Origin of the sequence: Streptomyces sp. CB01881, assembly GCF_002953255.1 — a bacterium.
Taxonomy (GTDB): Bacteria; Actinomycetota; Actinomycetes; order Streptomycetales; family Streptomycetaceae; genus Kitasatospora.
This window is the reverse complement of the sequence record NZ_CP026498.1, coordinates 10,140,965-10,167,477: the sequence shown is the minus strand read 5'-3', so window position 1 is coordinate 10,167,477 and position 26,513 is coordinate 10,140,965. Positions and strand designations below refer to the sequence as shown.

Sequence of the window (26,513 nt, the reverse complement as noted above, 5' to 3'; positions counted from 1 at the left end):
GTCAGTGCTCCCTGATGAGCTGGGCGTAGGCGCCGCCGGCCGCGGACAGGGCGTCGTGCGTCCCCCGCTCGACCACGTCGCCCCGGCTCAGCACGACGATCTCGTCGCTGTCGCGGATGGTGCTCAGACGGTGGGCCACGACGACCGTGGCGCAGCCGTGGCGGCGGATGTTGTTCATGATCAGGAGTTCCGTCTCGGCGTCCAGGGCGCTGGTCGCCTCGTCCAGGACGAGCAGGCGCGGGTTGCGCACGAGCGCTCTGGCGATCTCCAGCCGCTGGCGCTGTCCGCCCGAGAAGTTGCGGCCGTCCTCCTCCACCTGGGCGTAGATGCCGCCCGGGCGCGAGGACACCACGTCGTACACCGCGGCGTCCCGGAGCGCGGCGATGACCTGGTCGTCGGAGATGGAGGTGTCCCACAGCGTGATGTTGTCCCGCACCGTCCCCTCGAACAGGAAGACGTCCTGGTCGACGAAGCCCACCGAGGCGCTGAGCACCTCCGGCGCGATGCCGTCGCGCGGGAGACCGTCGATGTCCACCGAGCCCTCCCACGGGCGGTAGAGGCCCGAGATCAGGCGCACCGCGGTGGACTTGCCGCTCCCCGAGCCCCCGACCAGCGCGACCTGCCGGCCGGGGCCCACCGCGAACGAGAACTCGCTGACCAGCGGGGCGTCCAGCGGGTTGTAGCCGAAGGTGACCCGGTCGAACGTCAGGTTGCCGGCGAGCCGCCCGGCCGGGGCGTCGGACGCGGCCGGGCGCGGTTCCGGCTGGTAGTTCTCCACGTCGCGCAGCCGGGTCACCTGGACGGCGAAGTCCTGGACCCGCTGCGCCACCGCGATCAGCTGCGCGATGGGGCTGACGAAGGCCGACACCAGGGCCTGGAAGGCGACGAGCAGACCCACCGTCAGGTCTCCCTTCACCGCCTCCAGGCCGCCGATCAACAGCAGCAGCGAGGTGGTGACGGACGCCAGGGTGGGAGCGACCACCGCCATGACGGCACTCGGCACGCCGATCCTCTGCTGTCCGGTGACGACGACGGACTGTTCCTTGGCCCAGCGCCGGAAGAAGGTGTTCTCGCCGCCCGTGGCCTTCATCGTCTCGATGAGCTGCAGGCCGCTGTACGAGGTGTTCAGCAGCTGCGCCTCGTCCGTGGCCAGTCGGCTGACCCCGCCGGCCCTGATCCGGGCCACCGCGCGCAGGGCCACGATGTTCAGCAGGGACAGCGACACGCTCAGGACCGTCAGCCAGGGGTCGTAGGCCCACAGCAGGCACGCGTACAGCACGACGACCAGCGCGTTGACCAGCGTGCTCGACAGGTCGTTGGACAGGGTCACGGCGACCTGGTCGTTGGACTGCACGCGACTGCTGATGTCCGCCGGACTTCGCTGGACGAAGAAGTTGATCGGCAGTCTGAACACGTGGCGCAGGAAGCGGCTGCTGTTGATCGTCGCGTTCGAGATGCGCAGGCGCAGCAGGAACGCCTGGCGCAGGAAGGTGAGCACCCCCGTCGCCATGACGGTCGCGGCCATCAGGCCGAAGAACGCCATCAGGAACGAACGGTCGCCGCCCAGCAGGATGGAGTTGACGAACGCCCGGGTGAGAGCGGGGTACGCCACGCCGACGACGGCGAGCAGCACGCTGGCGTAGGCGCTCAGGGCGAGCAGGCCCCAACTCCCGCGCAGCCGGGTCGGCATGCTCGCGAGGACGCCGGGGCGCCGGCCGCCGGGGCGGAACTCCTCGCCCGGCGACATGGTGAGCACCACGCCGGTGAAGCTCTCGTCGAAGTCCGCGAGGTTGACGACCCGCGGGCCGCTGCCGGGGTCGTTGAGGTGGACGACGTCCTTGCCCAGGCGCCGGCCGAACCCGTTGAGGACCACGAAGTGGTTGAACTCCCAGAACAGGATCGCCGGGGGCGCCAGCTTCGACAGCGCCTCGGTGTCCATCCGGCGTCCGGTCGCGGTCAGGCCGTAACGCCGGGCCGCCTTGAGGACGTTCGACGCCTTCGAGCCGTCCCGCGAGACTCCGCAGGCCACCCGCAGCTCCTCCAGCGGCACGTAGCGCTTGTAGTGGGCGAGGATCATGGCGAGGCTGGCGGCCCCGCACTCCAGTGCTTCCATCTGGAAGATCACCGGTGGCTTGACGCGGCGGGCCGGGCGGCGTCGCAGCCAGGCCCGCAGCCTCGAAGTACCGTCGGTGGTGGTGAGTACGGACATCTACGACAACACCCAGCTAATCGGTCTGACCGATGGCAAGTGCACGGAAGCGCTCACCAGCGTGCGGGAATCAATCAGGTACGGCGGGCCGGTACGGGTGGACCACTGGAACCCACTCGTCGTGCCCGGTGCGGTCAGGAGTCTCACGACCACCTGCATCGGTTGGCCCTGGCCGGAGAACTGGCCGGCCAGTTGGGCGTCGCCGAGGAAGCCCGCGATCTGCTTCTGGGTCTGGGAGAACTGGCTGACCGACTGGACGACGCCGCGCATCACCCCGTACTCCTGGGCCGGGGCGGACCGCAGGTCGAGGTCCACGGTGCTGCCCTCGGAGATGAGCCCGGCGCTGCTCGTCGGCGCGTACAGCACCGCGATCAACGGATCGGTCGGACCGCTGACGCGCTCGACCACGGCGAGGTTGGTGCCCGCCGTGACCACCTGGCCGACCTGCGCCAGGATCGCCGTGGTGCGTCCGCCACTGAAGGCGCGGACGGTCTGCTGGGTCGAGTCGACCTGGACGGTGAACAGCGGAGCCTGCGCCGGGAAGGTCGTGCCCTGCTGGGCGAAGACCCCGGTGATCTGCCCGGAGACGGGGCTGTCCAGGGTGTAGCTGCCCTGACCGTAGGTGAGGATGCCGGGAACGGTGACCTGGCGCGGTATCGCCCCGGTGAACGCCCACAGCGAGCCGAAGGCGACGAGCACCGTGACCATGAGCAGGGCGACCAGGCTGCGTGGCTTGGCCAGCGTGGCCGCTGTCCCGAGGTCGGTGGTGGACTGGAGCTTGGCGAGTGCCTGCTCACGGAACTGCACGGTTGGGCTTCCTTCCTGCGGGAGAGGCGCTGCTCGCCTGTCAGACGGCCTGGAGGGTGCCGGCCGCCGAGAATGCCTCGCCCAGCGCCTTCTCCGCACGGCGGAGCGCCCGGACCACGTCACCCACCGTGGAGCTCAGGTCGCAGCGCACCGGGAGGCCCGGACGGATGAGCCGCAACTGGGCCCCCACGTCGTCGCGGCGCACGTAGCCGGGCTCGGTGCCCACGGCGATCGGCTTGTACGTCGCGGCGGCGACACCGAGTTCGTAGAGCGCGATCGGCTGCTCGGGTGCCTTCTCGTTTCCCCGGGGGAACCAGAAGAGGACCACGTCGGAGGTTCGGAGGGCGTCGTGTTCCCAGCGCACCAGCTCGTGGCTGAACGCGCGGGCGGAGACGACCCGGCTGGGGCTGAACACCGTGACGGGGCGGTCGGCCCCCGCCCGGTGCCACTGATCGGCGAGCGCCTCGATCGCCCATTGCCGCCAGTCGGGGCAGTTGCGCATGCCGCCGGCCAGGAACACCGTCAGCGCATCGCGTGCGGACGGGACTTCCTCCAGCGATCCCACGACCCGGAGGATCGATCCGTTCACGGCACAATCTCCTCTACGGGACGGAAGGGCTCTGTGCCACCGGGCCGGCGTACGCCGGGCTTCGGACGCCGGACCTCAGGTAGCCGGTGCCCTCCACGGCGCCGGGGGCGACGTCGAGCCGCTGGACGACGGGGTTGCGCTTGCCCCGGCCGCTGAGGACGAACGTGTTCGTCGCGGCCAGCCGGAGGCGGAAGCCCTGCCCCTCGCGGAAGTACGAGGCGAGGTCACGGTTGAGGTGCTCGACGCACCTGCGGGCTTCCTCGGTCGCGTCCGGCACGATGAGCTGCAGGATGCCCGGGCGCTCCTGGAGGACCTGGAAGTCCGCCAGTCCCGCGTTGGACAGTGCGGCCAGCAGCGCGTAGGGCGAGTAGACGAGGCCGTCGGCGCCCACCAGCGTCGCCTTCGACCGGCCGACCAGCGAGCCGACCGCCGTTCCGGGCAGCCCGCACCCGCAGGCCGTCGCCGGTGAGCACAGATCGCCCGTGACGTAGCGGATCACCGGCATCGCCCGGGTGAGGAGCCCGGTCAGGACGATGCTCCTCAGCGTCTCGTCACCGTCGTAGGGCAACAGTTCCGGGGTGACGAAGTCGTCCTGGAAGTGCAGGTTCCCCTGGCGGCACTCCCAGGCGGCGGAGCCGGTCTCGGAGGTCGCGTAGACCATCGTGACCGGGCACCGGAAGGCCTCCTCGACCATCCGGCGGCCCTCCTCGACCAGGTGCTCGTAGGAGGCCACCACGGCCCTGGGCCGCAGGCGGATTCCCCGGTCCAGGCAGTACCGCGCCAGGCCGACGAGCCGGCTCGACGTACCGATGATCCGGTCGACGGGGAAGGCCCCGACGACCGACGCGTAGGTCTCCACGATGGAGGGGGAGGACGGATCGAAGCCCCGCAGGTTGCACCGCACGTACGGGCGGGGCAGGAAGCCGGCCTCGACGAGCGGGGTTCCCTCGTAGTGGAGCCCCAGGTTCAGTTCGGTTCCGGTGTCGGGCAGGCCGAGGTGGCGGCAGAGCCGCTCCGCGATCACCAGGCTGGACAGTCCGCCGGTCTCCGCGGTCGTCAACAGCCGCACCGGCTGGCCCGTGCTGCCGCTGGTCTCGTGGATGAAGTAGTGGCCCGGTTCCATCCGGCCGGTCTCGTCCCTGCTGATCAGGTCGATGAACCGGTCGCGCAGGTCCGCCTTCCGGGTCAGCGGGAAATCCGCGAGCACCGGGTTCGCGTGGTCCTGCAACGGCCGGTAACGGGGCACCCGGTCCCGGGCGTGGGCCAGGATGTCGGCAAGGCGGTCGGCAGCCGTCGCGCTGTCGAACTCGACGAGCTTCTCGATTTCCGCCCGCTTCTCCGCGTAACGGGCCGACCGGAGGAAGCGGTTCAGCTTCTCGCCGATTTCCGTCACCGCGATTTTCGGGTCGGGCGAATGATTCTGCATCACGGGCACCCCTTTCTGACCGGTTACCGAGGACGTCGCCTGCCGCAGGCCGCGTTCCGGGCCGGTCGGGCCCGGAACACGGCGAGGGACGACGCCCCGCCACATACCGTGATGAGCACGGGCTGTGGCGGTGCGCTGCCGGTCGGCCGACGCCGGGAGCAGGGGTGTCAGAGCAGGTAGCGGTGCGACTCGCCGCCGGCGATCCCCTCCAGGTCCTCGTCCCGGAACTCGTCGTTCTCGTTCACGTCGGTCGGCAGGTTCTGCTTCTCGTTCTCGCCCATGGAAAGGCCTCCTGATCGTCGGTGAACACCGGGAAAGGATTCGGCCGGATCGCCGGGTTCCGCTCGGTGGTAATGCAGACGGTATTTCCGGGAGCCGGCGGCCGGCAAGCCTTCCACGGAATTGCCACCAAGGCGCGCAGGGCAGCGCTCCACGGTGACAGCGATCCGTGTCATCGACCCCGGTCCACCGGCTGTCGGGGGTGTTCCGGCAGACCGAGATGGCCTCGGAGCGTGCCGGACTCGTACCCCGCGGGGAGAACTCCACGGGACTGGAGCTCGGGCACCACGTGCTCCACGAAGTCGTCCAGCCCGCCGGGGGCCTGGTCGGGGACGATGATGTAGCCGTCGCAGCCGCCGGCCTCGACGCCGTCGATCATCTCGGTCGCGATGTCGGACGGGGTGCCCGCCAACGCCTTCGTGTGCGTGACCAACGCGACGAGTTGCCGGATCGACAGCCCCCTGGACTCCGCGACCTGCCGGAGGAACGCCACTCGGTCGGCCCGCCACTGCGCGTCCATGCGGGTAGGTCTCCCGGTGATGAACGCCGCGCCGTCCGGGTCCGGGGCGATGTCGGGCAACGGGCCTTCGGGGTCGCAGGCGGAGAGGTCGCGTCCCCAGAGCCCCTCCAGGTAGTAGATCGCCATCTCCGGTGTCACGATGTCCAGGCGTCTCGTGCGCGCCAGTTCCTCGGCGTCCGCCCGTGACTGCCCGACCACGTAGGTGATCGCGGGCATGATCTTCAGCTGCCCCGGGCCGCGGCCGTGTCGCGCCAGCCTGCCCTTGACGTCGGCGTAGAACTCACGGCCGGCGCGGCCCCTCTTCCTGCTGTAGATCACCTCCGCGTGGGCGGCGGCGAATTCCCTTCCCTGTTCCGAGTCCCCCGCCTGCATCAGGACCGGCTCGACGCCGTCGTACGCGGTGGCCGCGGGACCCCCGGCGTGGAAGTGACGTCCCTCGTGGGCCAGCGGCACGCTGCCGGCGGTCCCGTCGGCGGCCCAGATCGAGCGGCACAGCCGGATGAACTCGGCGGCGCGCTCGTAGCGTTGGGCATGCGGGAGGAAGCCGCCGCGACGGAAGTTCTGCCCGACCCAGGCGTCTGGCGTCGTCACGGCGTTCCAGCCCAACCTCCCACCCGAGAGGTGGTTGACGGTGGCGAGCTGACGAGCCATGTCATAGGGCTCGTTGAACGTGGTGTTGACGGTGGCGACCAAGCCCAGTCTGTCCGTGACGGCCGAGACGGAGGAGAGGATCGTCAGCAGATCGTGCCGACCAGCGACCCCGATCTCGGTCACCTCGCCGTTCCGCTCGGGCAGGCGGAGATCGTCGGCGAGCAGCAGGTAGTCGAACCGGCCGCGCTCGGCGGTCCGGGCCAGCTGGGCGATCGCGGCGAAGTCGATCTGGCTGCCCGGCCGGCCGCCCTTCCACACCGTCGTGGTGGGATTGACCGGGAAGAGAACGCCCAGGTGGAGTCGGCGCCGTCCAAGGTTCACTGCGGGCTTCCTAGCGTGTTGGTGGGTCCGGCGAATCCGGCCGCACCGTGGTCGAGGGCGGATCGCGCGGCCGGCGGGCTACGGGACCATGCTGTTGGGCGCCTTGTGCGGCAGCCCCAGGCGCTCACGGAAACTGCGGCAGTCCTCGCCCCAGGGGAGGACGAGCCGACGCGTGCGCAGTTCGGGGACGGCTTCGTCCACGAAGCGGGCCAGCTCCGTGGTCACCTCGGCGAACACGAGACGGAACCCGTCCACCAGGCCCGTCCGCGCTCGCGCTTGGAGGAAGTCCGCGAAGTCGCGGACTCCGCCGGTCTCGACCGCGCTGCCCAGCCCCCACGCCCACTGGCCGGCCGGCAGCCCGCGGCAGTTCACGAAGAGGTCCGCGATCGTCCTGGTTCCTCCCCCGAGCCTCGGACGAGCGCCGACGACCTGCTCAAGGCCGCCGAAGACCATGTCCGCACGGGCTGCGAGCGGCAGATCGTCGTCCGAGGTGATCCGCACCGCCATCACCGGGTGCCCTTGAGGCGGCCGCGGGACGATCCCGGGACCCTTCACCCGGAAGTACCTGCCCTGATGGTCCACGGCGCGGATCTTGGACCGGTCGAGGAACCTCCCGGTGGCGGCATCGCGGATCTCCGCACCGTCCTCCCAGCTGTCCCAGAGCAGCGAGACCACCTCGACGAACTCGGCCGCCTCCTCGTAGAGGCCGGGGAGGTCGCGGGGTGAGCGGTCCCCGAAGAGCTGTGCTTCCTCGGCGCTCGTGGACACCCGCACGCACCAGCCCGCGCGCCCGGCGCTGACATGATCCAGCGTTGCCAGGGCCTTTGACACGTGGAAGGGCTCGACATGGGTCACGGTCGCCGTCGCGACGAGCCCGATCGACGTGGTCTGCGGTGCGACGTGGGCCAGCGCGGCCACCGGGTTCAACCTGCTCTGGGCGAGCCGCTGCCGTGCGGGCGCGGAGTCCGCCCGGGACGTGAGGGTCTCGTCCAACGTCACGAAGACCAACGATCCCCGCTCGGCCAGTTTCGCAGCGCGCGCGCAGTCGGACGCGGCGGGCCGTGAGGATTCCGGTGAGCCGATCTCCACACCCAGGAACACGGGGCGACTCCAATGTCACGTATTTCCGCCGACAAGCCGGGCGGTGCTCGTACGACCAGCACAGGACGCGGCGTGAAGAATCCGGACCGTCCGTCTTTTTGCGCCACCCTAGTGCAGCCGCCCGACGGCGACAAGAAATCAGGTCGGCAGCACGGATTCATGGATCAATTCCCTGGAGGATTGCATCGATTGATGCCGTGAAATTCTCCGAAAACAACGGCGGCACGATCCGGTGGAACGGTTCGGCTTTACCCCTGCCGATACCCGAGCAAGCGTCGGATGATCCTTGCGCCGCCCGTTCGACGAGCCCTAGGTTCGAATCGTCTCGCCGAGAGGCGGAATGTACGGGAAGAGGCTGCCGGCAACTCCCCGCGCCCTTCCGTCGGAAGACACCTACGGAAGGCCACTCCCCGCATGGAAACTCTCCGGTCCCTGGTGGGCGACCCCGCACCGTTCCTGGCGACGGCATGGCGTCGCGAGGCCTGTCTGCTGCGCCCGCCCGCACCGCTCGCCCCACCGGTCACCCTGGCGGACGTCGACGCCGTGCTGGCCTCAGGTCTGCTGCGCATCCCCTACCTCGAACTCGTCTCCCAGGGCAAGGCACTGGAGCAGGGCGACTACACCAGCGCCCACCACCTCATCGACCGCAGCTTCCGCGGCTACGCCGACACCGCCAAGGTGATGCACCATCTCGATGCCGGCGCCACCCTGCTGATGCGCAACATCGAACACTGGCACTCCGGGGCGGCCGCACTCGTCGACCGCCTCGGGGCCGAGCTGGGCCGCGGCGTCGAGGCCTTCCTCTTCGTGACACCGCCCGGGCAGCAGGGGTTCGGCCCCCACCGGGACGACGCGGACGTCTTCGTGCTCCAGCTGCACGGCAGCAAGAGGTGGCAGATCCACGCGATCCCCGACGACGGGCGCTGGCAGGCGGGCCCCGAGCCGGACCCGGGCCCCGTACAACTGGAGGCCACGGCACACGCCGGCGAGGTGCTCTACATCCCGCGCGGTGCACCGCACTCGGCCGTCGGTCACACCGACGGCCTGTCCTTCCACCTGTCACTGACCGTCCGGCAGCCCGGCGCCGCCGACCTGCGTACGGCCCTCACCCGCCACCTCGACGACGGGCTCGACCTGCCTCCCCTCCCGGTGGACCCGGTGGAGCTGCGCCGGACCGCGGCGGCGCTGCTCGACCACTACCGGGAGCGGCTGGCCGGACTCACCCCGGAAGCACTGTGCGCCGCCGTGGAGACCGTCCCGCAGCCGCGGACCGGTGCCGCCTCACCCGAGCCGCACCGCACGCTGACGAACCTGGCGGCAGCCCTGCGGAACTGACGCCGCACCGGTGGGTGGGCACCGGGGCCGGACCGTTGCGGACGGGGCCCCGGAGCTCGCACCTCCGTGATGCGGTCACCCGGCGTGTCAGAAGGGAATCTCCGGAAAGCCCTGAACGCCCACGCCGGCCACCAGCGAATCCAGTTCCTCCTCCGAGAGGTCCCGCGCCTCGAACCGATCAGGACGGGGCACGAACAGCGTGAGCCGGCCGCTGACGGCCGCCTCCTCCCACGACCGGATCTGCTCGTCCAGCACCTCCGGCGCCGAGGGCCGGTCACGGTCGACGACCACGGTCGTTCCCGGCGGCACTCGGATGCCGTGCTCGGCGAGCAGGACGCGCGGGTCCTGGGCCAGGAGCCGTTCCTGGCCCGGATCGGACCACACGGCGGCCACCGCCGCGCTGTAGCCGGAGGCGAAGGCGGTGCGTTCGGTGGAGTGCATGGCTCGGTCCTCTGCTCTCTGGTGCAACGGGGGATGCGCGCTCTGCCGGGTCGGGACCACTCGTCTGCGCAGGCTCATTCCGGCGCCTGACCTTCGGGCGGGCAGGAGCCGAGGGCGAACTCGGCGATGGCCGGCTCGGCCAGCGTGTCCAGGCCGGTCAGGGCGGAGAAGGAGGCGGCATCCCCCGCGCCGAGGGCGCAGGGAGCCAGGCCCATGTCAGTGGCGACCAGATACATCCAGGCGGTCAGGATCCCGGCGTCCTTGAGCGCCAGCGTGTACGGGATCCCCTCGTACTTGCGCATCAGCGGTCCGACCCGGGCGGTGATCACGAACAGGACCTGCGGCGGGCCCGGCATGGTGGCCGTCCCACGGGCGAACGACAGCATCCGCTCGGTCTCCGTCCCGGGCGAGGCGACCAGCACGAGACGGTGGCGCGCCGAGTCGTAGTGGTAGAGGCCGCCGGGCAGGCCATCGCACTGCGAGATCAGGGGGTAGACCTCCAGTTCGCCGAGGCCGCCCGCGCTCGGGTAGGGCCGAACGCCGGTCACCACGCCCTCACGGTCACGGAGTTCGAAGCGCTGCACCCGGTGGAGGAACTCGCCGAGCTGGGCCAGGGTCACCGGCCGGCTGGCATCGTGGCGACGCACACTGCGGCGCCTCGCCATCACCGTCGACAACGATCCGGACGCCGGGGTGACGTACGAGGGTGCGGGCAGATCGATCGAGGGGCGGCCGTCGACGGTGTCCGTCCGCCCGAGGTCCGCCTCCGGCAGACCGCGGAAGCGGTCGGTCGCGCCGATCGGGGCCGCGTGGCGCTCCGGGCGGGAGCGGTCGTGCAGCCAGAGTTCCTCCGCCGACCAGAGGGCCATCGGCGCCGCACGGGTCTCGGTCTCGGCCTCCTCGGAGGGCAGCAGGAGGCGGGCGGAGAGCAACTCGTCCAGCAGGAACCCCGCGGCCGACTCGTCGACTTCCAGCTCTTCGGCCACCTCGCCGAGCCCGATCTCCTGCGCACAGGCGCGGGCCAGGACGGCGGCCAGCCGGAACCGGGGGCAGCTGATCCCGACGGTGCTGAGCGGCGAGTACGCCACCATCCGGCCCTGCTCGGCACGCAGCACCGCGAACCTGGACATCCGGTAGACCGCTCCGGGCCGGTGGCGGCGCTGCGGTGGAACACTCTGGACGCCGATGCGGCGGGGCACGACGTCCAGCACGGCACGGGCTCCGACGGACACCCGGCGTTCCAACCAGGAATGCAGCAGCAGCCGGCGCACCAGCAACTGGGTCGGCAGGAGCCGCGATTCGCCTTCCAACCCGGCCACGAGCTGGGCTATCTGAAGGTCACTCAGCCAGGTCTCCGCCATCCGTAGCAGCACGGCGCGACGTCCTGCCTCCAGCCCGGGCAGGCGCAGCCGGTAGCGGGACTGTTCGAGGACGAGCGATCCGCCCGCTTCCTCGGTCAACCGAGCATCGACGCGGAGTCGGTAGCTCGCGGTCTTCACCGCGCCTGGCAGGGGGATTGTGCGATTCACTGGCCTTCATGCTTCCGGTACTGGGACGGCCGTGCGGCACGTCGGCAGGGCTGTGGAGATCCAGGACCAGCCGCCGCCACACCGTAACTCCGGCATCGTTGAGGGACAGTGACGGATTGTCGGCGATGCGGCCGTCCATAGAGAGGAACAGGATCGAGCCCGGAAGCGGCTCACCATTGCACGGAACCGTGCCACCGGCCGGGAGTGGCCGGCACGACCCGGGCCGCGTCTACCCGTTCTCGACCACCAGGTGCTCCTCGACCCAGCTGTCGCCACCACCGGCCTCCGTGAGCAACTCGGTGACGAGCTCACGGCCCCGGTCCTCCGCGGCGGCCCTGAACGTGCTCACCAGCAACTCCACCAACCCCTCGGTGAGTCGTGCGGTCCGCGGTCCGCCGGCCCTGGCAGCAGCCAGTCCCGTTGCGGGCACAGGTGCTCCGGCGACGGGCACCGCGTCCGACGGAGTGCCCGGCTCTCCGGCGGCGCCGGCGAGGAGTTCCGTGCTCGACGAAGCGACCAACTCCTCGGCGGCGCCGGCGATCCGGTCCAGCGACCGGGCCAGGCACCGCAGGGCGGTCGCCGGCGGGACGCCCGTCCGGACGAGGTCCATCGTCGCCCGGTACACCGCCGGCCGCGCAACGGTCACAGTGCCGTCGGCCTCCCAGCCGAGCATGCCGTGCCGGTTCAGGGAGTAGAACACCGCGGGCTGGTCACGCACGGCCCGGCTGACCGCGATGGCGAGCCGGGCTTCCTCGTCATCGCGGTCGCCCACGCCGAGGAAGGCCGCGATGGACACCAGATTGAAGCCCTGGCGCTGGAGGTGCACGATGTGCCGCAGGCGACGGACGTGGGTCTCGTTGTAGTAACCGATCCGCCCCCGGCGGGCCGGCGGCGGGAGCAGCTTGCGGGACTGGTGGGCACGGATGTTGCGCGGTGACATCCCCACCAGTCTGGAGATCTCCTCGACTGTGTAGGACGCGTCCGGACGATCGGAGTGGGGCGCGTCCTGCGGGGGAGTCGGCTCCATCTACTGCTCCTCGGTAGTGCCATGGTGCGGTGGGGCTGCGTCGGAAGCCGCGAAGATCACGCCCCGGTAGTCTGTTTCACGGACCGGAACGCCCCCGGGTTCACCCGCCCCGCACCCGGCACACCGAAGGCAGGACCGCCCGCTTCGTCTTGCCCTGGGCCTCCGAGCCGTGGCCGTAACCTGGTCTCCGCTCTTCGGAACCGCTTCGGTCAGGCGTCGTTTGAAGCCCCGGGACGCGCCGGTGATCAACCAAGTGCGAGTCATGTCAAACCCTTTCGCTCTGTCGTGAGTCCCCTCGCTCATCACCGTCCCTTGCGATGTCTGGGCCGCGCATCACCCGCAGACCCCCGGGTCCCCGGTGGCCCGGCGACGAGGAGGGTTCACCACTGGTTCCTGAAGTTCCAACTGGGCACCGTGTCCGTCCTGAACCGACTGACCAACTATGTGCGGTTCGTCAACCCTCAGCATTCCGCTGCCCTCAACGGCCAGTGCAGCGCCCAGGAGGACCTCCGCAACGCGGTCGAAAGGCTTGCGTGCCCCATGGGCTGAACGTCGGTCGAGCAGGGCGAAGAGCTGACGTCAGCAGCTACAGCCCCCAAGAGCTTCTCGACCCTGATTCCTGGCTCGGTTCCGAGCGGTTCCTGTGGGAAGAGGGTGTCGTCGGCGGCGGCCTGGACGGCGGGGCGGGACAAAGCCAGAGCCCTTGTGCGCCCTCAAGGCGCCCGCGCCGGGCGTGAGGCGGCCGTCCGGGCGCTCCCGGTGCACTCCGAAAGAGCCGGAAGTTCAGCCGGGTCGGCGAGCTGCCGAGCGCTGGGGGCGAGCACTGCCTCCGCCGGCACCTTGGGCGGCGTGGACATGCAGCGGGGGTGCAACACGCAATACCCCGGCTACGGACTGCGCGCGGTGGTGACCGACCAGCACAACGCCTACAGCTGGCGGTGTACTTCCCCGTGGGGCTACAGCGTCGGCATCGACGTCAACAAGGAGTGCGTCACCCAGTACGGCGCCGGCGCCTCCGCAGGTCTGACGGATCCGCGCAACCCCTACACGTGGTTCTGTCGGCGCTGAGCCGGCCCAATAGCGGACGAGTCCGCAGGGCCGGGGCCTGGTCGGCACTGCCGGCCGGGCCCCTTCCCCCGTCCCAGTCCGACGCAGATGCTCCCCAACTGCTGCTGCAGGGAGGATCTTTAATCACCCATTACACGCAGCCCACTTCCCGCGGTGACATGACAGCCGTCAGGCTTCACTCTGTTTCGCCGGGGCGCGCGACCGCGTGTGACCGGCCCTATGGGGAGGACCGCATCGTGCCCAAGAGGCAACGGCGACGGCTGCTGATGTCCGCCGTCACGCTCACCGCGTTCGGACTGACCACCACGCAGGCCCTGGCCGCACCCGCACCGGCGGCGCCCGGCGCCAAGCCGGTGCCCGTCCAGCGCCTGACCGAGACCGGCCAGAAGCACGCCCAGAAGATCCGGGGCAAGGCCGCCGCAGACCAGGCGTTCACCGCCAAGTCCAAGGCCGAGGGCGGCGGCGAGGACGAGAGCGACGAGGCCGAGAACTCCGCCGAAGGCACCGCACAGTACACCGAGGCGCGCACCGCCCCCGGCATCGTCGCGCCCGGCGCGTACGGCGCCGCCTGGGCGCAGCTCCAGTCGATGCCGCACACCGCCGGATCCTGGGACCACGTCACCGAGAAGCCGTACAACTCGGACGACCCGCGCTACCGCGACGTCAACTCCAACTCCAGTGGCGGTTCAGGGCTGGTGACGGGCCGGATCACCGGCATCGCGGCTGACAAGGACGGTTACGTCTATGCGGGCGGGGCCAACGGAGGGGTGTTCCGCTCCCGCACCGGCGGTGGCCACTGGGAGCCGATCGCCGACAAGCTGCCCACGCTGTCCACCGGCACCCTGAACCTCGACGCGGGCAGCCGGCTCTGGTACGCCACAGGTGAGTCCAACACCGGTGCCACCTCGTACGTCGGTACCGGCGTGTACGTGCTCTCCGACCCCAAGCACGGTGAGTTCCAGCCGGGCAACCGGGTGGGCGGCGCCGAGCTGGAGTCGACCATCATCCACGCGCTGCGGTTCGGCGGCGGCAAGGTGTGGGCGGCCACCAGCCGGGGAGTCTGGAGCCACTCCGCCACCACGCTCTCGGGCCCGTGGACGATGGAGTTCGCGCCCAACCCGGAGTACCTGCCGGGTGGTTCGAAGGCCGGGGACCCGGCCGCGCCATACAAGAACATCGCCAACGACATTGCGATCGATCCCAAGGACCCGAACAAGGTGGTCCTGGCGGTGGGCTGGCGCAGCGGCGACACCTACAACGGCTTCTACGGCAAGGCCGCGGACGGCACCTGGCAGCGCGTCGGCTCCCTCGGGGACCTGCCGACGGATGCGGCGAACGTCGGCAACGTGACCTTCGCGCGCTCGGCGGACGGCTCGCGCTACTACGCGATCGACCAGTCCCCGGCGGTCATGGCGAGCGACCCGGACACCGGACTCAAGGGCATCTACGTCTCCAAGTCCGGCTCGCCGTTCGGCCCGTGGACCCAGATTGCGGACAAGGACAAGCTGAAGAACTCCGGCTCCGCGCTGCAGGACGCCGGCTATCAGCCCGGCATCCAGGCCTGGTACAACCAGTTTCTCCAGGTCGACCCGGCCAACCCGGACCACGTCTACGCGGGCCTGGAGGAGGTCTTCGAGACCACCGACAGCGGCACCACGTGGGCCACCGTCGGGCCGTACTGGAACAACGGCTTCCCGTGCTGGAGCATCGACCCGGCCAAGCAGACCGGCGACTGCTCGCCGACCACCCACTCCGACCAGCACGCCGTCGCCTTCGGCAGCTACCAGGGCAAGGCCACCGTCTACGTCGGCAACGACGGCGGCATCTACCGGCGCCCGACCAACGGGCAGCTGGACGCGTACGGGCACGCCAAGGACTGGACGCCGCTCAACGACGGCACCATCGACACCCTGCAGTACTACTCGGTCGGCGTCGGGAAGGACCCGGCGGACCGTTCGGGCCGGGGCGTGATCGTCAGCGGCGGCCTGCAGGACAACGGTCAGTCGATCCTGCGCGCCCACGACAAGGTGATGGGCTCCAACTTCGGCGGCGACGGCGCAGACACCCTCGTCGACCCGGCCAACGGCTGCAACATCGCCGAGGAGTACGTCTACCTCGACATGTGGGTCACCCAGAACTGCGCGGTCAACGACGGCAGCTGGACGAAGGACCCGAGCAAGGCCACCTCCTACGAGGTCGCCCCGCCGGACAAGGACACCAGCGCGGCCCGCTTCATCGCGCCGATCACCAGCGACCCGAAGGACGGCAACACCTGGATCGCCGGCGGCCGGCACGTCTGGGTGCAGCACAAGGGCTACGCGATCCGCAGCGGCAGCGAGTGGACCTCCGCCTACGACCTCGGTGACGGCCACGTCGCCACCGCCGTCGCGACGGTCGACGGCACGGTGTACGCGGGCTGGTGCGGACCCTGCAACAACGTCGGCTTCAGCCGCGGCATCGCCGTGGGCAAGACCGACGGCACCGGCTGGCACCAGCTCAACCTGCCCGTCGACGGCACCCTGCCGAACCGGTACATCTCCTCCTTCGCGGTGGACGAGAAGGACGCCCAGCACGTCCTGGTCGCCTTCAACGGCTTCTCGCGGACCTGGACCGAGGGCCCCGGCGCGGGCGTCGGCCACCTGTTCGAGACCCGTAACGGTGGCGCCACCTGGACCGACATCTCGGCCAACCTGCCCGACGTCCCCGCAACCTCGGTCAAGATCCTCCCCAACGACGGCCTGGCGCTGGGCACCGATCTTGCCGCCTTCTACCGTGCCCCCGGTACCAGCGACTGGCGCGTCCTCGGCCGCAACCTGCCCACCACCTCGGTTCAGCAGCTGAAGACCGGCCCCGACGGCAAGCTCTACGCCGCCACCTTCGGCCGCGGCATCTGGTCCTTCGACCTGCGCCGCCTCGGTCACGGGCGCTACGACGAGACGGACGACTGATCCGCTGGTCGCGTGACCGCCCCGCTGCCCGGCCCGCTCACCGCGACCGAGCCGGGCAGCGGCGTCGGAGCCGGTTCGGTTGGGGGGAGGGGAAGGCCCGATGCGCCGACAGGCCGGCGGACGGCACGCCGTCGGCCTGTCGGCTGACGAGTGGGGAGTTGGAGCGCTATGGGCTGGCGAGGACGGTCAGAACGAGCTGCCCGCGCTCTGCGGCTTCGTGAACTCCAGGTACGTCTCGTCGTCCACCCACCGCACCCGCTGGACGCAATGGATGCCGAACGCCCGCAGGACCGGGAGCGCCGAGTGCGGCTGGTCGCTGCGCAACTGGGCGGTCTCCCCCCTGGACCTTCAGTGCCGCCTTGACCAACTGGCCTGCAGGCCAAAGTCCCCGCGGGCCGATGACGGCGTAGTACACGTTCGAGCCGTGGCTGCCGACCGGTCCGGGGTCCTCGTGGGCGGCGATGGCGAGTTAGCTGTAACGGAGCTGGACGGGATCCGCACCCACGACGGGAACGGGGAAGGAATCGGGACGGGTCTTCTTGACCATGCTGTCGCGTGTCTCCGGAGGTGAGTGACTGACGGCCGTGCCGCCCGGTTCAACGGTCCACGGTCCGCAGTTGATCCCCGATGAGAGCTCGGCGGACGCCACTTCACGTGGCCCAGGCGGAATTCCGGATTCAGGGGCGGGGGGTGGTCACCGCGTGCTACCGTCCGGCTACAGACCAATAGTCGACCCCGGCGGTGCTGGAACACCCCGGGGTCCGGCACAGGGAGTCAGGACTCCTCATGCACGTTCACTTTATCGCGCCCGAACGCTACGTACGGGCGTCACACGAGATCGTCCGCCACCCGCGGCTGCGGGCCACGGCGAAGACGCTGCTGCTGTGGGCGCTGTCGCTGCCGCCCGGCAGTCGGGACACCGTCCTCACCATCGGCAAGCGCATGCCCGAAGGGCGCACGGCCGTTGCCGGGGCGCGGGCGCAGCTGATCGAGGAGGGCTTCCTGCACGTCCGGCGCTCCCAGCACCCGACGAAGGGCACGTGGACGACCCGCGTCCTCGTCACCAGCGTGCCGCTGACGGAGGCGGACGAGATCGAGGCGGCCTGGCACACTGCGGTCCGAAACCCGGCACTCGGTGAGGGGGAGGGCCGGGAGGTCGGCACTTCCCCCAAGGGGGAGAAGAGCGAGGGGAACACCTCCTCCCGCGCGGCGGCGGAGGCGGCCGAGGATGAGGGCGCCGACGGGGAGGCCCGGGCCGCTGCGGCCGGAATCCTCGGGCGGCTGGCTGCCCGGGACCGGCGCTTGCGGTTGGGGGCGGTCGAAGTCCTGGACCTCGCACCGCTGGTGGCGGACTGGCTCGCCCGCGATCCGGACGTGGGGCGGCTGCGGGAGGCGCTGCTGGGCGGTCTGCCCTCGCATGTGCTGGCGCCGGCGGGCTTCGTGCGGGCACGTCTGGAGCGGGGGATGCCGGTGGCGGTGATAGCGCCTGGGGTCGCTGCCGGTGGGGTGGGGGAATGCGCGCGTTGCGCGGATCCGGTGGCGGGTGGTGGCACCATCTGCCGACGCTGCGCGGGAGTTGCACCTCCCGCGGTCGGGCCGGATGTGGCCGCCGTTGCACGCAACCGGCGTGGCGCTGAACGCGCGCGTGGCCTGCTGCGCGGTGCCGGGCTGTCCTCGACCAGCGCAAGCTCCTGGAGAAGCGGATCCAGGAACTGCTGGACGAGCACCCGCTGTCACAGGTCCTGACCTCCATGCCCGGCATCGGGACCAGAACCGGTGCCCGCGTCCTGATCGACGTCGGCGACGCCGGAGCGTTCCCGACCGCCGCCCACCTTGCCTCCTACGCCGGGCTCGCCCCGGCGACCCGCGGTTCCGGGTCCTCGATACGCGGCGAGCAACCGTCCCGCCGGGGCAACAAGCAGCTGAAACGGGCGTTCTTCCTGGCCGCGTTCGCCTCGCTCAGCGACCCGGCCTCACGGGCCTACTTCCTGACGTCGTCCCACAGCAGATCCGGCATCCCGCCATCCTGCCTGCTCACGGATCCCGGATACAGCCCGATTTCCTTGACGAACCACATAGAGGCACGTTACGCCAACACCCATACGGAGAGCTCCGCCACGGGACTGCAGACGTCCCGCCTGCGCGAGGACGGCCGCCGGCTGATCCACCGCGCGGTCGGCGGCACCGACGAGCACGTCGTGCTGTTCTGCGGGTCGGGGACCACGGCCGCCGTGAACAAGCTCGTCGGCATCCTGGAGCTGCAGAGCCCGGCCGGGCGGCACGGCCCCGCGCAAGCCGTCCCGCCGCACCGTCGCCCGGTCGTCTTCGTGGGCCCCTACGAACACCACTCGAACGAGCTGCCCTGGCGGGAGCCGGTCGCCGACGTCGTGGTCATCCAGCTGGACGCGGACGGCCGGATCGACGAGGACGACCTGTGCGCCCAACTCATCCGCCACGCGGACCGGCCGCTCCGGATCGGCAGCTTCTCGGCCGCCTCCAACGTGACCGGCATCCTCACCGACACCGACCGCATCGCCGCCCTGCTGCACGCCCATGGAGCGCTGTCCTTCTGGGACTTCGCCACGGCCGGGCCGTACCTGCCGATCCGGGCCGCCGAGTCGGCACCTGGTCGCGGCGACCACAAGGACGCCGTCTTCCTGTCACCGCACAAGTTCGTCGGGGGCCCGCAGTCCCCGGGGGTGCTCGTCGTCCGGGGGGACCTCGTCTGCAACCGCGTTCCCACCATGCCGGGCGGCGGCACCCCTGCCATCGTCGAGTCGATCCGTGCCGGCCTCGCCTTCGAGGTCAAGGAGGCGGTCGGTGCCGAGCTGATCCACGCCAGGGAGGAGCGGGCCTGGCAAGCGGTCCTGGACCGCTGGCAGGACAACCCGAACATCGTCATCCTCGGTGCCATGCACGTACGGCGCCTGCCGGTCGTCTCGTTCCTCGTCCGGCACGAGGACCGCTACCTGCACCACAACTTCGTGGTCGCGCTGCTCAACGACCTGTTCGGCATCCAGGCCCGCGGGGGTTGTTCGTGCGCCGGCCCCTACGGGCACCGGCTGCTCGGGATCGGGGAGGACCACTCGGCGGCGTTGCGCGACGAGATCGTCGTGCGGGGCCACGAGGGCATCAAGCCCGGCTGGACGCGCGTGAGCTTTCCGTACTTCATGTCCGACACCGTCCGGGACTACGTCGTCGACGCGGTCGACCTGAGGGTCGCCTCGACCTGCCCGAGGGCTTCGAGGCCCTGCGACACTTCGCCATCGCTGAGGCCTGCCTGCGGCCACACCCCGACGGACCCGCAGGCCACCGACCGTTTCGGAACGAGGACACCAGTATCTGCGAGGGGCCATGCTGCTGGTCGAACTCCCCTACGGGCGCGGCCCGCACACGGACACCAACCCGGTGGTCGACGGACGGTTCCATGCGGGGGTGAGCCGGTGACGGCGTGGTTCCCGGCGATCGCTCATTGGTTTGTGTGCGTCGATCGCATTCGTCACCGCCGCGCCGACCGTTCATCAGATGGTGCGAACTCGCGGTTGTCGGCTGGTTGGGCCGGATGGGCGTGGATACGCTCGGCCGCGTCGTCCGGAGGGGGCGGCACCCGTCGCGTCCTGCACGCGCCCAGGCCGTCCCCGGCCGTGATGGGCCGGCGCGGATCCACGCTCGGGCAGTTCCCGCGGGAGTGGACATGAGTTCTGTAGGCCGTAAGACCGTCGCGGTGATGGCCGCGGCCCTGGCATCACTGGGCGCGGGCAGCGGTGTCACCGCGTCCGCGACCACCCCGTCGCCCGCGTCGTGCAGCAGCGGGGCGGACTGCCCCAACCTGAAGCCGACCAGGCTCACGGCCAGCCAGGCCACCTTGAACGTCACCCAGTTGCAACTGGAGAACATCAACGCGATGGCCTCCGACGCGGTGACCGGGGAGCCCATCCGCGGTGCGAAGATCGTGTTCGCCACGATGGGCGGCAGGACGCTCGGAACGGCCTACACGGACTACGACGGCATCGCCGCGATCTCCGCTCCGGAGAACCTGGGCCCCGGAACCCTCCAGGAGTTGCTGGGCGGCTACGAGGCCGCGATGGTCGGCGACGGCATCCACGCCCCGGCCGGGGCCCACGGAGCGATCACGATCGGCACGGACCAGGGCCCGGGGCTCCCGGGCAATCCGTGCGCCGTCTGCAGTGACCGCGGGCTCAAGCAGGACGTGGTCCCGGTCGACTGGAGCCGGTAGGGATGCGGATCTTCGGTCGGCGGTGCCGAGCGGCCAACCACGGTGCCCCGGACCGTCCTTCGCCCGGTGTGCGGGAGGGCGGCGCCGCGGCTCCGGTCGGTGCGGGCGGTGCGGTCAGTGCGGTCGGTGCGGTCGGTGCGGTCGGTGCGGTCGGTGCGGTCGGTGCGGTCAACGGCTACGCGGTTCTGGAGACGGTGGCCGCGCTGCCCGTCAGTACCTGGCGCTATCTCTGGGAGCCCGAAGACGTGCGCCACCTCGGGCCGATGGCCCAGGACTGGCACGCCGCCTTCGGCTTCAACCAGGACGACACCAAGATCCCCGTCGTCGACGGCCTCGGCGTCGCCCTGGTGTGCGTCCAGGCACTGCACCGCCGCGTGGCAGAGCTCACGGCCGAGGTGGATCGGCTACGAGAAGCGAACACGCATCGCGATCCAAGAGGCAGGACACCATGACGACGCAGGACACCGCAGCACGACACGACACCCTGACGGGCCCCTCCGAGGCGGTGGACCGGCGGTCGCCGGTGAGTGCGGACGCGATCTGGCGGCTCCCGGTGACGGTCTGCCGCATCACCCAGTTCCTGGGCGAGCAGACGGCCGGCGCCCTACTGGAGCGCGCCATCGCCTCCGCAGACGACACGTTGAAGCCCTCCACGATTCGAGACCAGGAGCTGGTCCCCGACTTCCGCCGGTCCCGGTCGCGAGGAGACTTCGCCGCGCCCGAGCTGATGGCAGCCATCGACGAGGTGTTGGAGGCGGTCGAGCACACCCTTGGAGTCTCCTGCCGGCACACGGAACCCGAATACGGCCTCAACGTGCACAACGACGGCGACTTCTACCGGCCGCATCAGGACACCGACGTGAGGTTGGCCCCCCGGCGCCTACTCACGTTCGTGTACTACCTGCATCGCACGCCCCGACCGTTCAGCGGCGGAGAACTGCGCGTGTTCGACGCCGCCCTGCCCCTGCACACCGACACCGCCGGGAAGTGGCGGGAGCGCACCTGGCGGGACTGGGAGCCCGAGCACGACAGCATCGTGTTCTTCCGGCCCACCGCCTGGCACGAGGTGCGGCCGGTCGGCTGCCCGGGCAAGCAGCACGCGGACAGCCGCTTCGCCGTCAACGGCTGGCTGTGCAGCCCTGACCCCGCGAACCGCCCGGCACCGTCATGACCTGGGGAAGCAACATCCTCGGACAGCTCGGCGACGGAACCACCACCGACCGCACCACCCCGGTGCAGGTCTGCGCCCAGGGGGCGAGCGCCCCCTGTACGAGCTTCCTCAACGGTGTCACCCGGGCCGCCGCCGGCTACGGGCACACCGTGGCCCTGCGCAGCGACGGCACGGCCCGCACGTGGGGGTACAACTCCAGCGGGCAGCTCGGCAACGGCACCACGTCCGGCAGCACGACCCCGGTCCGGGTCTGCGCCGTCGGGCTGAGCGCGCCGTGCGGCACCTTCGAGAGCAGCCTGACCGCCGTCGCCGCCGGCTCGCAGACCCTGGCCCTGCGCGCCGACGGTGGCGTGCACGCCTGGGGCTCGAACAGCTTCGGCCTGCTCGGCGACGGCACCACCACCGACCGCTCGACCCCGGTCCGGTCTGTGCGATCGGGCAGACCGCGCCGTGCATCAAACCGCTCGCCGGGGCCATCGCCATCGCCACCGCCTCCAACCACTCCGTGGCGCTGGTCCGGTCCTGAAAACCCGCCCCTCGGACGGCCGGGCCGGCCCCGGCACGACGAGCGGGCAGGGGATCGGGCAGCCGAACACCCACGGACCGGGCCGGCGTAAGGCGGACGACTGCGCGGGGCACTGTGCGGGCCCTGCCGGCAAGTGATCGTCCGGCCGATTCGCGCAGGGCCCCGGGAGCGGGCGGTCCGTGGCCGGCTCGCGGCGGCGGTGGCCGGGCGTCCGTGGAAGCGGGTGGGCGTGCCGCCGTACGCCATCGAATCGGGTGGGGCGGGAGAGCGGAGCCCACCGGTTCGGTCGTGGGCAACTCGACGGGGACGCCACGGGGTTGGCGTCCGGCCGGCGTCGGGCGAGCCGCGGTGATCGACTGTTTCCTGCCAAATTGGTCTCTACCATTGCCTCGAATCCGGGATTCCGGAAGGCTCGCAGCCGAACGCCGGGAAGCGGACTCCGGCGTGCTCGCCCAAGGGAGGAAGACACCGACATGGCACTGCGCAAAGCGGTTTCCACCATGGCCCTGGCCGGACTGCTGACGGTTGCGGGCGGCCTGATGGCCGCCCCCGCCGCCCAGGCGTCCACCACGAGGACGACCGGATACACCTACATCGGCATGTACCCGAGCGGCGCCGCGTGCGACGCCGCCGGCCGGGCCTACGTGACCCGCGGGGAGGCGGTCACCTACTTCTGTGACGTCGCCCCGAACACCGCCCGCCTCTCCGTCTTGTTCTACTAGCCTGCCGGGTGGACGCCGGGTGGCCCTGCCCGGCGTCGAGTGCACCGGCCCGGCCCGGCCCGGCCCGGCCCGGACCACGCCGCCGCCCGCCCACTGGCGAGCGGCGGCGCTCGCGTCCGCACGTCGCGTCGTACCGGCGGGGAGGCCGCCGGCCCCGACTGCCTCGACTATCTCTGCTGACACCTGCGCACACGCAACAAGTTGGCCCCAGGCACAGCCCCTGGGCGCGGGGCGGGGTGGCGGGGCGTGCCCTCAGTGGCCCCCCGGGTGCCTTGCTGACCTTCGCTGACTACCGTGGATGGTCGATCAGGCCCGGGGTAGGGGGCGGTTGGTGTCGTCCCACAGGAGGACCTGCAAGGTCTTCTCGGGCGACCCGCGGCGCCCCCAGCCGTCGTTGCCGATGGCTATGCGGAAGGCGTCGTTGTTACTACGGAAGGCGCCGTCGCGGAAGGGGTGGGCCGGCTGTCCGAACAGGCCCACCGCCTCCGCAAAATGATGGTCCAGCAGAGTGCGCGGTGCCTTGGCGGAATCCGGCTCGGGCACCGGTAACACTCCGTATGCTGGACGAAGCGCTGTGCAGACGCCCTGGGGGGAGCGCACACCTATGACGCAGACCGAGCAGTCCTACCCGGCTCCGGGGCTTCTGGCTGCCGTGCGGGCGGAGATCCGGACGGAGCGTTGCCAAGGCGCTTCTCAAGGCGCGTTGGGACAAGCCGAACGGGCCCTGGCGCGTCGACGTCGCGCGGGTGGCCCGGGGGCGGGCCACCCGCTGGCTGTCGTGAGAGCACGACACGGGCGCACGGCTGTGTTCCGGTCCTGCCGAGGCGGCTCCTTGTGGCACCCCGGCGGGAACTGACAGGATCTCAGATCGTGTACCTCTCGGGCGATGCGGACGGACGTCATCCAGGCGGTGCGGAGAAGGAGGCGGGATGGCACGGGTGAACCTGCGGGCCGCGTTCATGCGCGGGCTGTCGTCCACCGTCACGGCCCAACAGGTGTTCACCAACCGGGTCGACGAGGTCGCGGCCTTCAACCGGTCGGTGGAGTCCCTGCGACGGACGCTGGACGAGGCCGAGGTCTCGCCGGTGGTGGACCGGGCGCAGGGCCGCCGCAACGTCCTGACGCTCTACGGGGTCGGCGGCATAGGAAAGACGACGCTCTCCCACGAGCTGGAGCGCCGGCTGCTCGCCGACGCGGCGGCCGGGGAACGCGACGACGTCATGGCCGTACGGGTCGACCTCTCCGAGGACGGCGCCTGTGACATCGAGAGCCTGCTGCTGCGCCTGCGGGCCGGGCTGGGGCAGCTGGGCGGCCGGTGGCCGGCCTTCGACCTGGCGCTCGCCTCCTACTGGGCCCGCGCCCACCCCGGGGAAGCCCTCCAGGACTTCCTCGACGCCTCACCGGCCCTGCGCCGTGCCTCCCGCAGCATTGGCCTCGGCGACCAGATCGCGGAGACCGTGCGGGACGTCGACCCTGCAGGGCTCGGCGGTCTGACCGGGCTGGCACACCGCGCGGCCCTGGCCACCTATCGCGCCGTCCGGGACCGGGTCCGCGAGGGACGCCTGCTGGCCGACTGCGAGCTGTTCGCCGACCTGGTCGAGGCCGACGCCGACTACGAGACGCTCTCGTACTTCCCGTACCTGCTCGCCTGGGACCTGGACCGCCAGCCCCGCCGGGGCCGGCCGGCCAGGCGGCCCACGGTGTGCGTGTTCCTCGACACCTTCGAGGTGGTCAACGGCCGTACCGACCGCACGGTGGAACGCCTGATCCAACGCTGCGTCTACCTGATGCCCAACGTGCTGTTCGTGATCACCGGTCGCAACCGCATCGACTGGGCCGACGCGGGGGCGGGCGGAGAGCTGGACTTCACCGGCCCCCAGTACTGGCCCAACCTGCACTTCAGCAACGACACCGTCGAACCGCGGCAGCACCTGGTCGGTTACCTCTCGGACTCCGACGCCGACAGCTACCTCCGCGAGGCGCTCACCCGCGACGGCGACCCGGCGATGCCGGAGGAGGTCCGCCGTCGCATTATCGCCGGCGGGCAGGGCCTGCCCCTGTACCTCGACCTGTCCGTTTCGCATTTCGTCGCACTCCTCGCCCGTGGCGGGCAGCCGTCGGCCGCGGACTTCGGCGGCTCGTTCACGGCGGTCGCCACCCGGTCGATCCGTGACCTGCCCCGAGCGGAACGCGACCTCGTCCGAACCGCGGCGCTCACCGACCGGGTCGGCGCCGACCTGCTGCGGGCCGGGCAGCCCAACGTCTCCGACGGCAGCGTGGCCCGGTTCCTGCGCCGGCCGTTCCTGACGCACGACGACGCCTATGTCCTGCCGTACGCCCTCCACGCGGCACTGCGCCATGCCATCGGGGAGGCGGACCGAACACTTCCCGACGGATGGTCCGACCGTGACCGGAGCGAGGTTGCGGCCCGACTGCTCGCCTGGCTCGGTGAGCCCCTTGGGCCGTCCACCGGGAGGGTCGCCGTTGCCCAGGCCCTCGAATCCGGGCTCAAGCTCTCGGCGGCGCACGGTGTCTTCGAGGACTGGATGGCCCGTGCCACTCAACGCCTCGTCGAGGCCGGCCAGTGGTCGGAGCTCGGCGCCGGACTCACCGCCGAACAGGCCGCGACGCCGGAGTACCAGGCAGTTCTCGCCGCCATACGGGGTGTCCAACTGCGCCGCACCGGCCACGCTGCGGAGGCGGTCGAGCTGCTGCGTGGCGCGGGGGAGGGCGTACGGCGGGGCAGTGCGACGGCGCAGCTGGTGGAGATCCACCTCGCCCACGCGCTGCGCAACCACGGCGACTACGCCGAGGCGGCGGACATCTACCGTGCGCTGGTGGGCGGCGAGTTCGACGCGGCGGCCCGTTACTGGCTCTGCGACTTCGACTACCTCAACGGGCGTTTCGGCACGGCTCTCGGTCTGCTGCGGGAGCAGCGCAGCCGCGGGCCGGAGGACGAGGGCGAGCGGCTCCGGCTGATCGGGCACATCTGGCGGGTGAACGCCCGTTTCGACGAGGCGACCGCGGCGTACACCGAGGCGATCGGCCTGGCCCGGCGTGAGGGCCTGGCCGCCGCCGAGGCGAAGGCGCTGGCCAACCTGGCGCAGACCGCCTGCTGGTCCGGCGACACGGCGGTGGTCTCGGACACTGCGGCCCGCGCACGGGACCTTCTCGACCTGGTGCCCAACCCCGTCGAACTGGTCAAGATCCGCTCCGCCGAGGCGGTCGTGCACGCAGTGGCCGGTGACGCCGGGACCGCACTGGAGGCGGTCGGGGGCACCCGGCAGCTGGCGGACGGCATCGGCTACCGCGGGGGCCACACCCTGGCCGACGTGGCCCAGATCCTGCTCGGAGTCCTCGGCGGTGACCACGACGGCGCCCGCCGCACACGGGCCGAGCTCGATGCGCGCACCCGCAGGTCGGGTGGAAACACCTACTGGGTCCCGATCGTGACGAGCTGGATCGACGGTGTCCCGAAGGCCGCGGAGCACGACCCGCACGTCGAGTGGGTCGACGGTCCGGCCGTGTCGTTGGGCCGGTGGGCCGAGGTGGCCGCGAGACGATGAGGCGCCGGAGCCCTGGGATGCCGGGCCGGATCGGACGAGG

Annotated in this window: 22 protein-coding genes and 1 pseudogene; 12 read left to right on the top strand and 11 right to left on the bottom strand. The window is 71.0% G+C overall.

Annotated features, from left to right (window positions below; genetic code table 11):
* Position 1 precedes the first annotated feature (1 nt).
* The 6 genes from C2142_RS33735 to C2142_RS33710 form a co-directional block, all read right to left on the bottom strand.
* Entirely contained in the window at positions 2-2,209 is a 2,208-nt protein-coding gene (locus C2142_RS33735) for an NHLP family bacteriocin export ABC transporter peptidase/permease/ATPase subunit (protein ID WP_148646592.1), read from the bottom strand.
* Positions 2,210-3,016, bottom strand: coding sequence for an HlyD family efflux transporter periplasmic adaptor subunit (locus tag C2142_RS33730; protein ID WP_148646591.1), 807 nt, complete (start codon positions 3,014-3,016; stop codon positions 2,210-2,212).
* Between the two features lie 40 nt (positions 3,017-3,056).
* Positions 3,057-3,605: a nucleoside 2-deoxyribosyltransferase domain-containing protein gene (locus C2142_RS33725; RefSeq protein ID WP_148646590.1), complete on the bottom strand. Its 549-nt coding sequence runs from the start codon at positions 3,603-3,605 to the stop codon at positions 3,057-3,059.
* 13 nt (positions 3,606-3,618) lie between these two features.
* Positions 3,619-5,031 carry a phenylacetate--CoA ligase family protein gene (locus C2142_RS41790; RefSeq protein WP_148646589.1) on the bottom strand — a complete coding sequence of 471 codons (1,413 nt, stop codon included), beginning with the start codon at positions 5,029-5,031 and terminating at the stop codon, positions 3,619-3,621.
* A 451-nt stretch (positions 5,032-5,482) separates the two neighbouring features.
* On the bottom strand, positions 5,483-6,802 hold the full coding sequence (locus C2142_RS33715; protein WP_148646588.1) for an NtaA/DmoA family FMN-dependent monooxygenase: 1,320 nt from the start codon (positions 6,800-6,802) through the stop codon (positions 5,483-5,485).
* A gap of 78 nt (positions 6,803-6,880) precedes the next feature.
* Complete coding sequence (locus C2142_RS33710) at positions 6,881-7,891, bottom strand: LLM class flavin-dependent oxidoreductase (RefSeq protein WP_241003322.1); 1,011 nt, start codon at positions 7,889-7,891, stop codon at positions 6,881-6,883.
* Between the two features lie 426 nt (positions 7,892-8,317).
* Here C2142_RS33710 and C2142_RS33705 point away from each other — a divergent pair, with 426 nt between their 5' ends.
* Entirely contained in the window at positions 8,318-9,238 is a 921-nt protein-coding gene (locus C2142_RS33705; protein ID WP_162002618.1) for a cupin domain-containing protein, read from the top strand.
* Positions 9,239-9,325: 87 nt separating this feature from the next.
* Here the strand turns inward: C2142_RS33705 and C2142_RS33700 are convergent, their stop codons facing one another.
* The 3 genes from C2142_RS33700 to C2142_RS33690 all read right to left on the bottom strand — a co-directional run bounded on the left by C2142_RS33700 (position 9,326) and on the right by C2142_RS33690 (position 12,235).
* Complete coding sequence (locus C2142_RS33700; RefSeq protein WP_148646585.1) at positions 9,326-9,679, bottom strand: hypothetical protein; 354 nt, start codon at positions 9,677-9,679, stop codon at positions 9,326-9,328.
* Positions 9,680-9,753: 74 nt separating this feature from the next.
* On the bottom strand, positions 9,754-11,139 hold the full coding sequence (locus tag C2142_RS33695) for a SagB family peptide dehydrogenase (RefSeq protein WP_148646584.1): 1,386 nt from the start codon (positions 11,137-11,139) through the stop codon (positions 9,754-9,756).
* 298 nt (positions 11,140-11,437) lie between these two features.
* Positions 11,438-12,235, bottom strand: coding sequence for a MerR family transcriptional regulator (locus C2142_RS33690; RefSeq protein ID WP_148646583.1), 798 nt, complete (start codon positions 12,233-12,235; stop codon positions 11,438-11,440).
* A 906-nt stretch (positions 12,236-13,141) separates the two neighbouring features.
* Here C2142_RS33690 and C2142_RS33685 point away from each other — a divergent pair.
* Together C2142_RS33685 and C2142_RS33680 are read left to right on the top strand one after the other, a co-directional pair.
* Positions 13,142-13,303: a hypothetical protein gene (locus C2142_RS33685; protein ID WP_208693244.1), complete on the top strand. Its 162-nt coding sequence runs from the start codon at positions 13,142-13,144 to the stop codon at positions 13,301-13,303.
* Between the two features lie 266 nt (positions 13,304-13,569).
* Entirely contained in the window at positions 13,570-16,251 is a 2,682-nt protein-coding gene (locus C2142_RS33680) for a glycosyl hydrolase (protein WP_148646712.1), read from the top strand.
* 186 nt (positions 16,252-16,437) lie between these two features.
* On the opposite strand, the gene C2142_RS33675 is transcribed toward C2142_RS33680, so the two are convergent.
* On the bottom strand, positions 16,438-16,575 hold the full coding sequence (locus tag C2142_RS33675; RefSeq protein WP_153882840.1) for a hypothetical protein: 138 nt from the start codon (positions 16,573-16,575) through the stop codon (positions 16,438-16,440).
* Between the two features lie 417 nt (positions 16,576-16,992).
* On the opposite strand from C2142_RS33675, the gene C2142_RS33670 reads away from it, so the two are divergent.
* From C2142_RS33670 to C2142_RS33640, 8 genes and pseudogenes are all read left to right on the top strand, one after another.
* A complete protein-coding gene (locus C2142_RS33670; RefSeq protein WP_148646581.1) occupies positions 16,993-17,997 on the top strand; it encodes a hypothetical protein in 1,005 nt (334 codons plus the stop codon).
* Positions 17,925-18,239, top strand: a pseudogene (locus C2142_RS40775) (transposase); the annotation flags it as partial. The gene C2142_RS33670 and the pseudogene C2142_RS40775, both read left to right, overlap by 73 nt.
* Before the next feature lie 75 nt (positions 18,240-18,314).
* A complete protein-coding gene (locus C2142_RS33665) occupies positions 18,315-19,949 on the top strand; it encodes an aminotransferase class V-fold PLP-dependent enzyme (RefSeq protein ID WP_241003321.1) in 1,635 nt (544 codons plus the stop codon).
* The gene (locus C2142_RS33660; RefSeq protein WP_148646580.1) at positions 19,946-20,488 is read left to right on the top strand and encodes a hypothetical protein; all 543 of its coding nucleotides are present in this window, start codon (positions 19,946-19,948) and stop codon (positions 20,486-20,488) included. Before C2142_RS33665 ends, C2142_RS33660 begins: the two co-directional genes overlap by 4 nt.
* 68 nt (positions 20,489-20,556) lie before the next feature.
* On the top strand, positions 20,557-20,940 hold the full coding sequence (locus C2142_RS33655; protein WP_153882839.1) for a tail fiber domain-containing protein: 384 nt from the start codon (positions 20,557-20,559) through the stop codon (positions 20,938-20,940).
* Positions 20,937-21,659, top strand: a complete 723-nt coding sequence (locus C2142_RS33650) for a 2OG-Fe(II) oxygenase (protein WP_241002931.1) — start codon at positions 20,937-20,939, stop codon at positions 21,657-21,659. The genes C2142_RS33655 and C2142_RS33650 overlap by 4 nt, the downstream gene beginning before the upstream one ends.
* On the top strand, positions 21,656-22,276 hold the full coding sequence (locus tag C2142_RS33645) for an RCC1 domain-containing protein (RefSeq protein WP_148646577.1): 621 nt from the start codon (positions 21,656-21,658) through the stop codon (positions 22,274-22,276). The genes C2142_RS33650 and C2142_RS33645 overlap by 4 nt, the downstream gene beginning before the upstream one ends.
* Positions 22,277-22,658: 382 nt before the next feature.
* Positions 22,659-22,907, top strand: coding sequence for a hypothetical protein (locus C2142_RS33640; RefSeq protein ID WP_148646576.1), 249 nt, complete (start codon positions 22,659-22,661; stop codon positions 22,905-22,907).
* A 306-nt stretch (positions 22,908-23,213) separates the two neighbouring features.
* Here the strand turns inward: C2142_RS33640 and C2142_RS33635 are convergent, their stop codons facing one another.
* Complete coding sequence (locus tag C2142_RS33635) at positions 23,214-23,450, bottom strand: hypothetical protein (protein WP_148646575.1); 237 nt, start codon at positions 23,448-23,450, stop codon at positions 23,214-23,216.
* Positions 23,451-23,836: 386 nt separating this feature from the next.
* Here C2142_RS33635 and C2142_RS33630 point away from each other — a divergent pair, with 386 nt between their 5' ends.
* Entirely contained in the window at positions 23,837-26,473 is a 2,637-nt protein-coding gene (locus C2142_RS33630; protein ID WP_148646574.1) for a tetratricopeptide repeat protein, read from the top strand.
* Positions 26,474-26,513: the final 40 nt, after the last annotated feature.

Bases quoted from the DNA above. Each gene is read 5' to 3' on its own strand.
- C2142_RS33690 (WP_148646583.1), bottom strand. From the start codon at position 12,235: ATGGAGCCGACTCCCCCGCAGGACGCGCCCCACTCCGATCGTCCGGAC.
- C2142_RS33680 (WP_148646712.1), top strand. From the start codon at position 13,570: ATGTCCGCCGTCACGCTCACCGCGTTCGGACTGACCACCACGCAGGCC.
- C2142_RS33645 (WP_148646577.1), top strand. From the start codon at position 21,656: ATGACCTGGGGAAGCAACATCCTCGGACAGCTCGGCGACGGAACCACC.
- C2142_RS41790 (WP_148646589.1), bottom strand. From the start codon at position 5,031: ATGCAGAATCATTCGCCCGACCCGAAAATCGCGGTGACGGAAATCGGC.
- C2142_RS33660 (WP_148646580.1), top strand. From the start codon at position 19,946: ATGAGTTCTGTAGGCCGTAAGACCGTCGCGGTGATGGCCGCGGCCCTG.
- C2142_RS33700 (WP_148646585.1), bottom strand. From the start codon at position 9,679: ATGCACTCCACCGAACGCACCGCCTTCGCCTCCGGCTACAGCGCGGCG.
- C2142_RS33735 (WP_148646592.1), bottom strand. From the start codon at position 2,209: ATGTCCGTACTCACCACCACCGACGGTACTTCGAGGCTGCGGGCCTGG.
- C2142_RS33705 (WP_162002618.1), top strand. From the start codon at position 8,318: ATGGAAACTCTCCGGTCCCTGGTGGGCGACCCCGCACCGTTCCTGGCG.
- C2142_RS33640 (WP_148646576.1), top strand. From the start codon at position 22,659: ATGGCACTGCGCAAAGCGGTTTCCACCATGGCCCTGGCCGGACTGCTG.
- C2142_RS33630 (WP_148646574.1), top strand. From the start codon at position 23,837: ATGGCACGGGTGAACCTGCGGGCCGCGTTCATGCGCGGGCTGTCGTCC.
- C2142_RS33650 (WP_241002931.1), top strand. From the start codon at position 20,937: ATGACGACGCAGGACACCGCAGCACGACACGACACCCTGACGGGCCCC.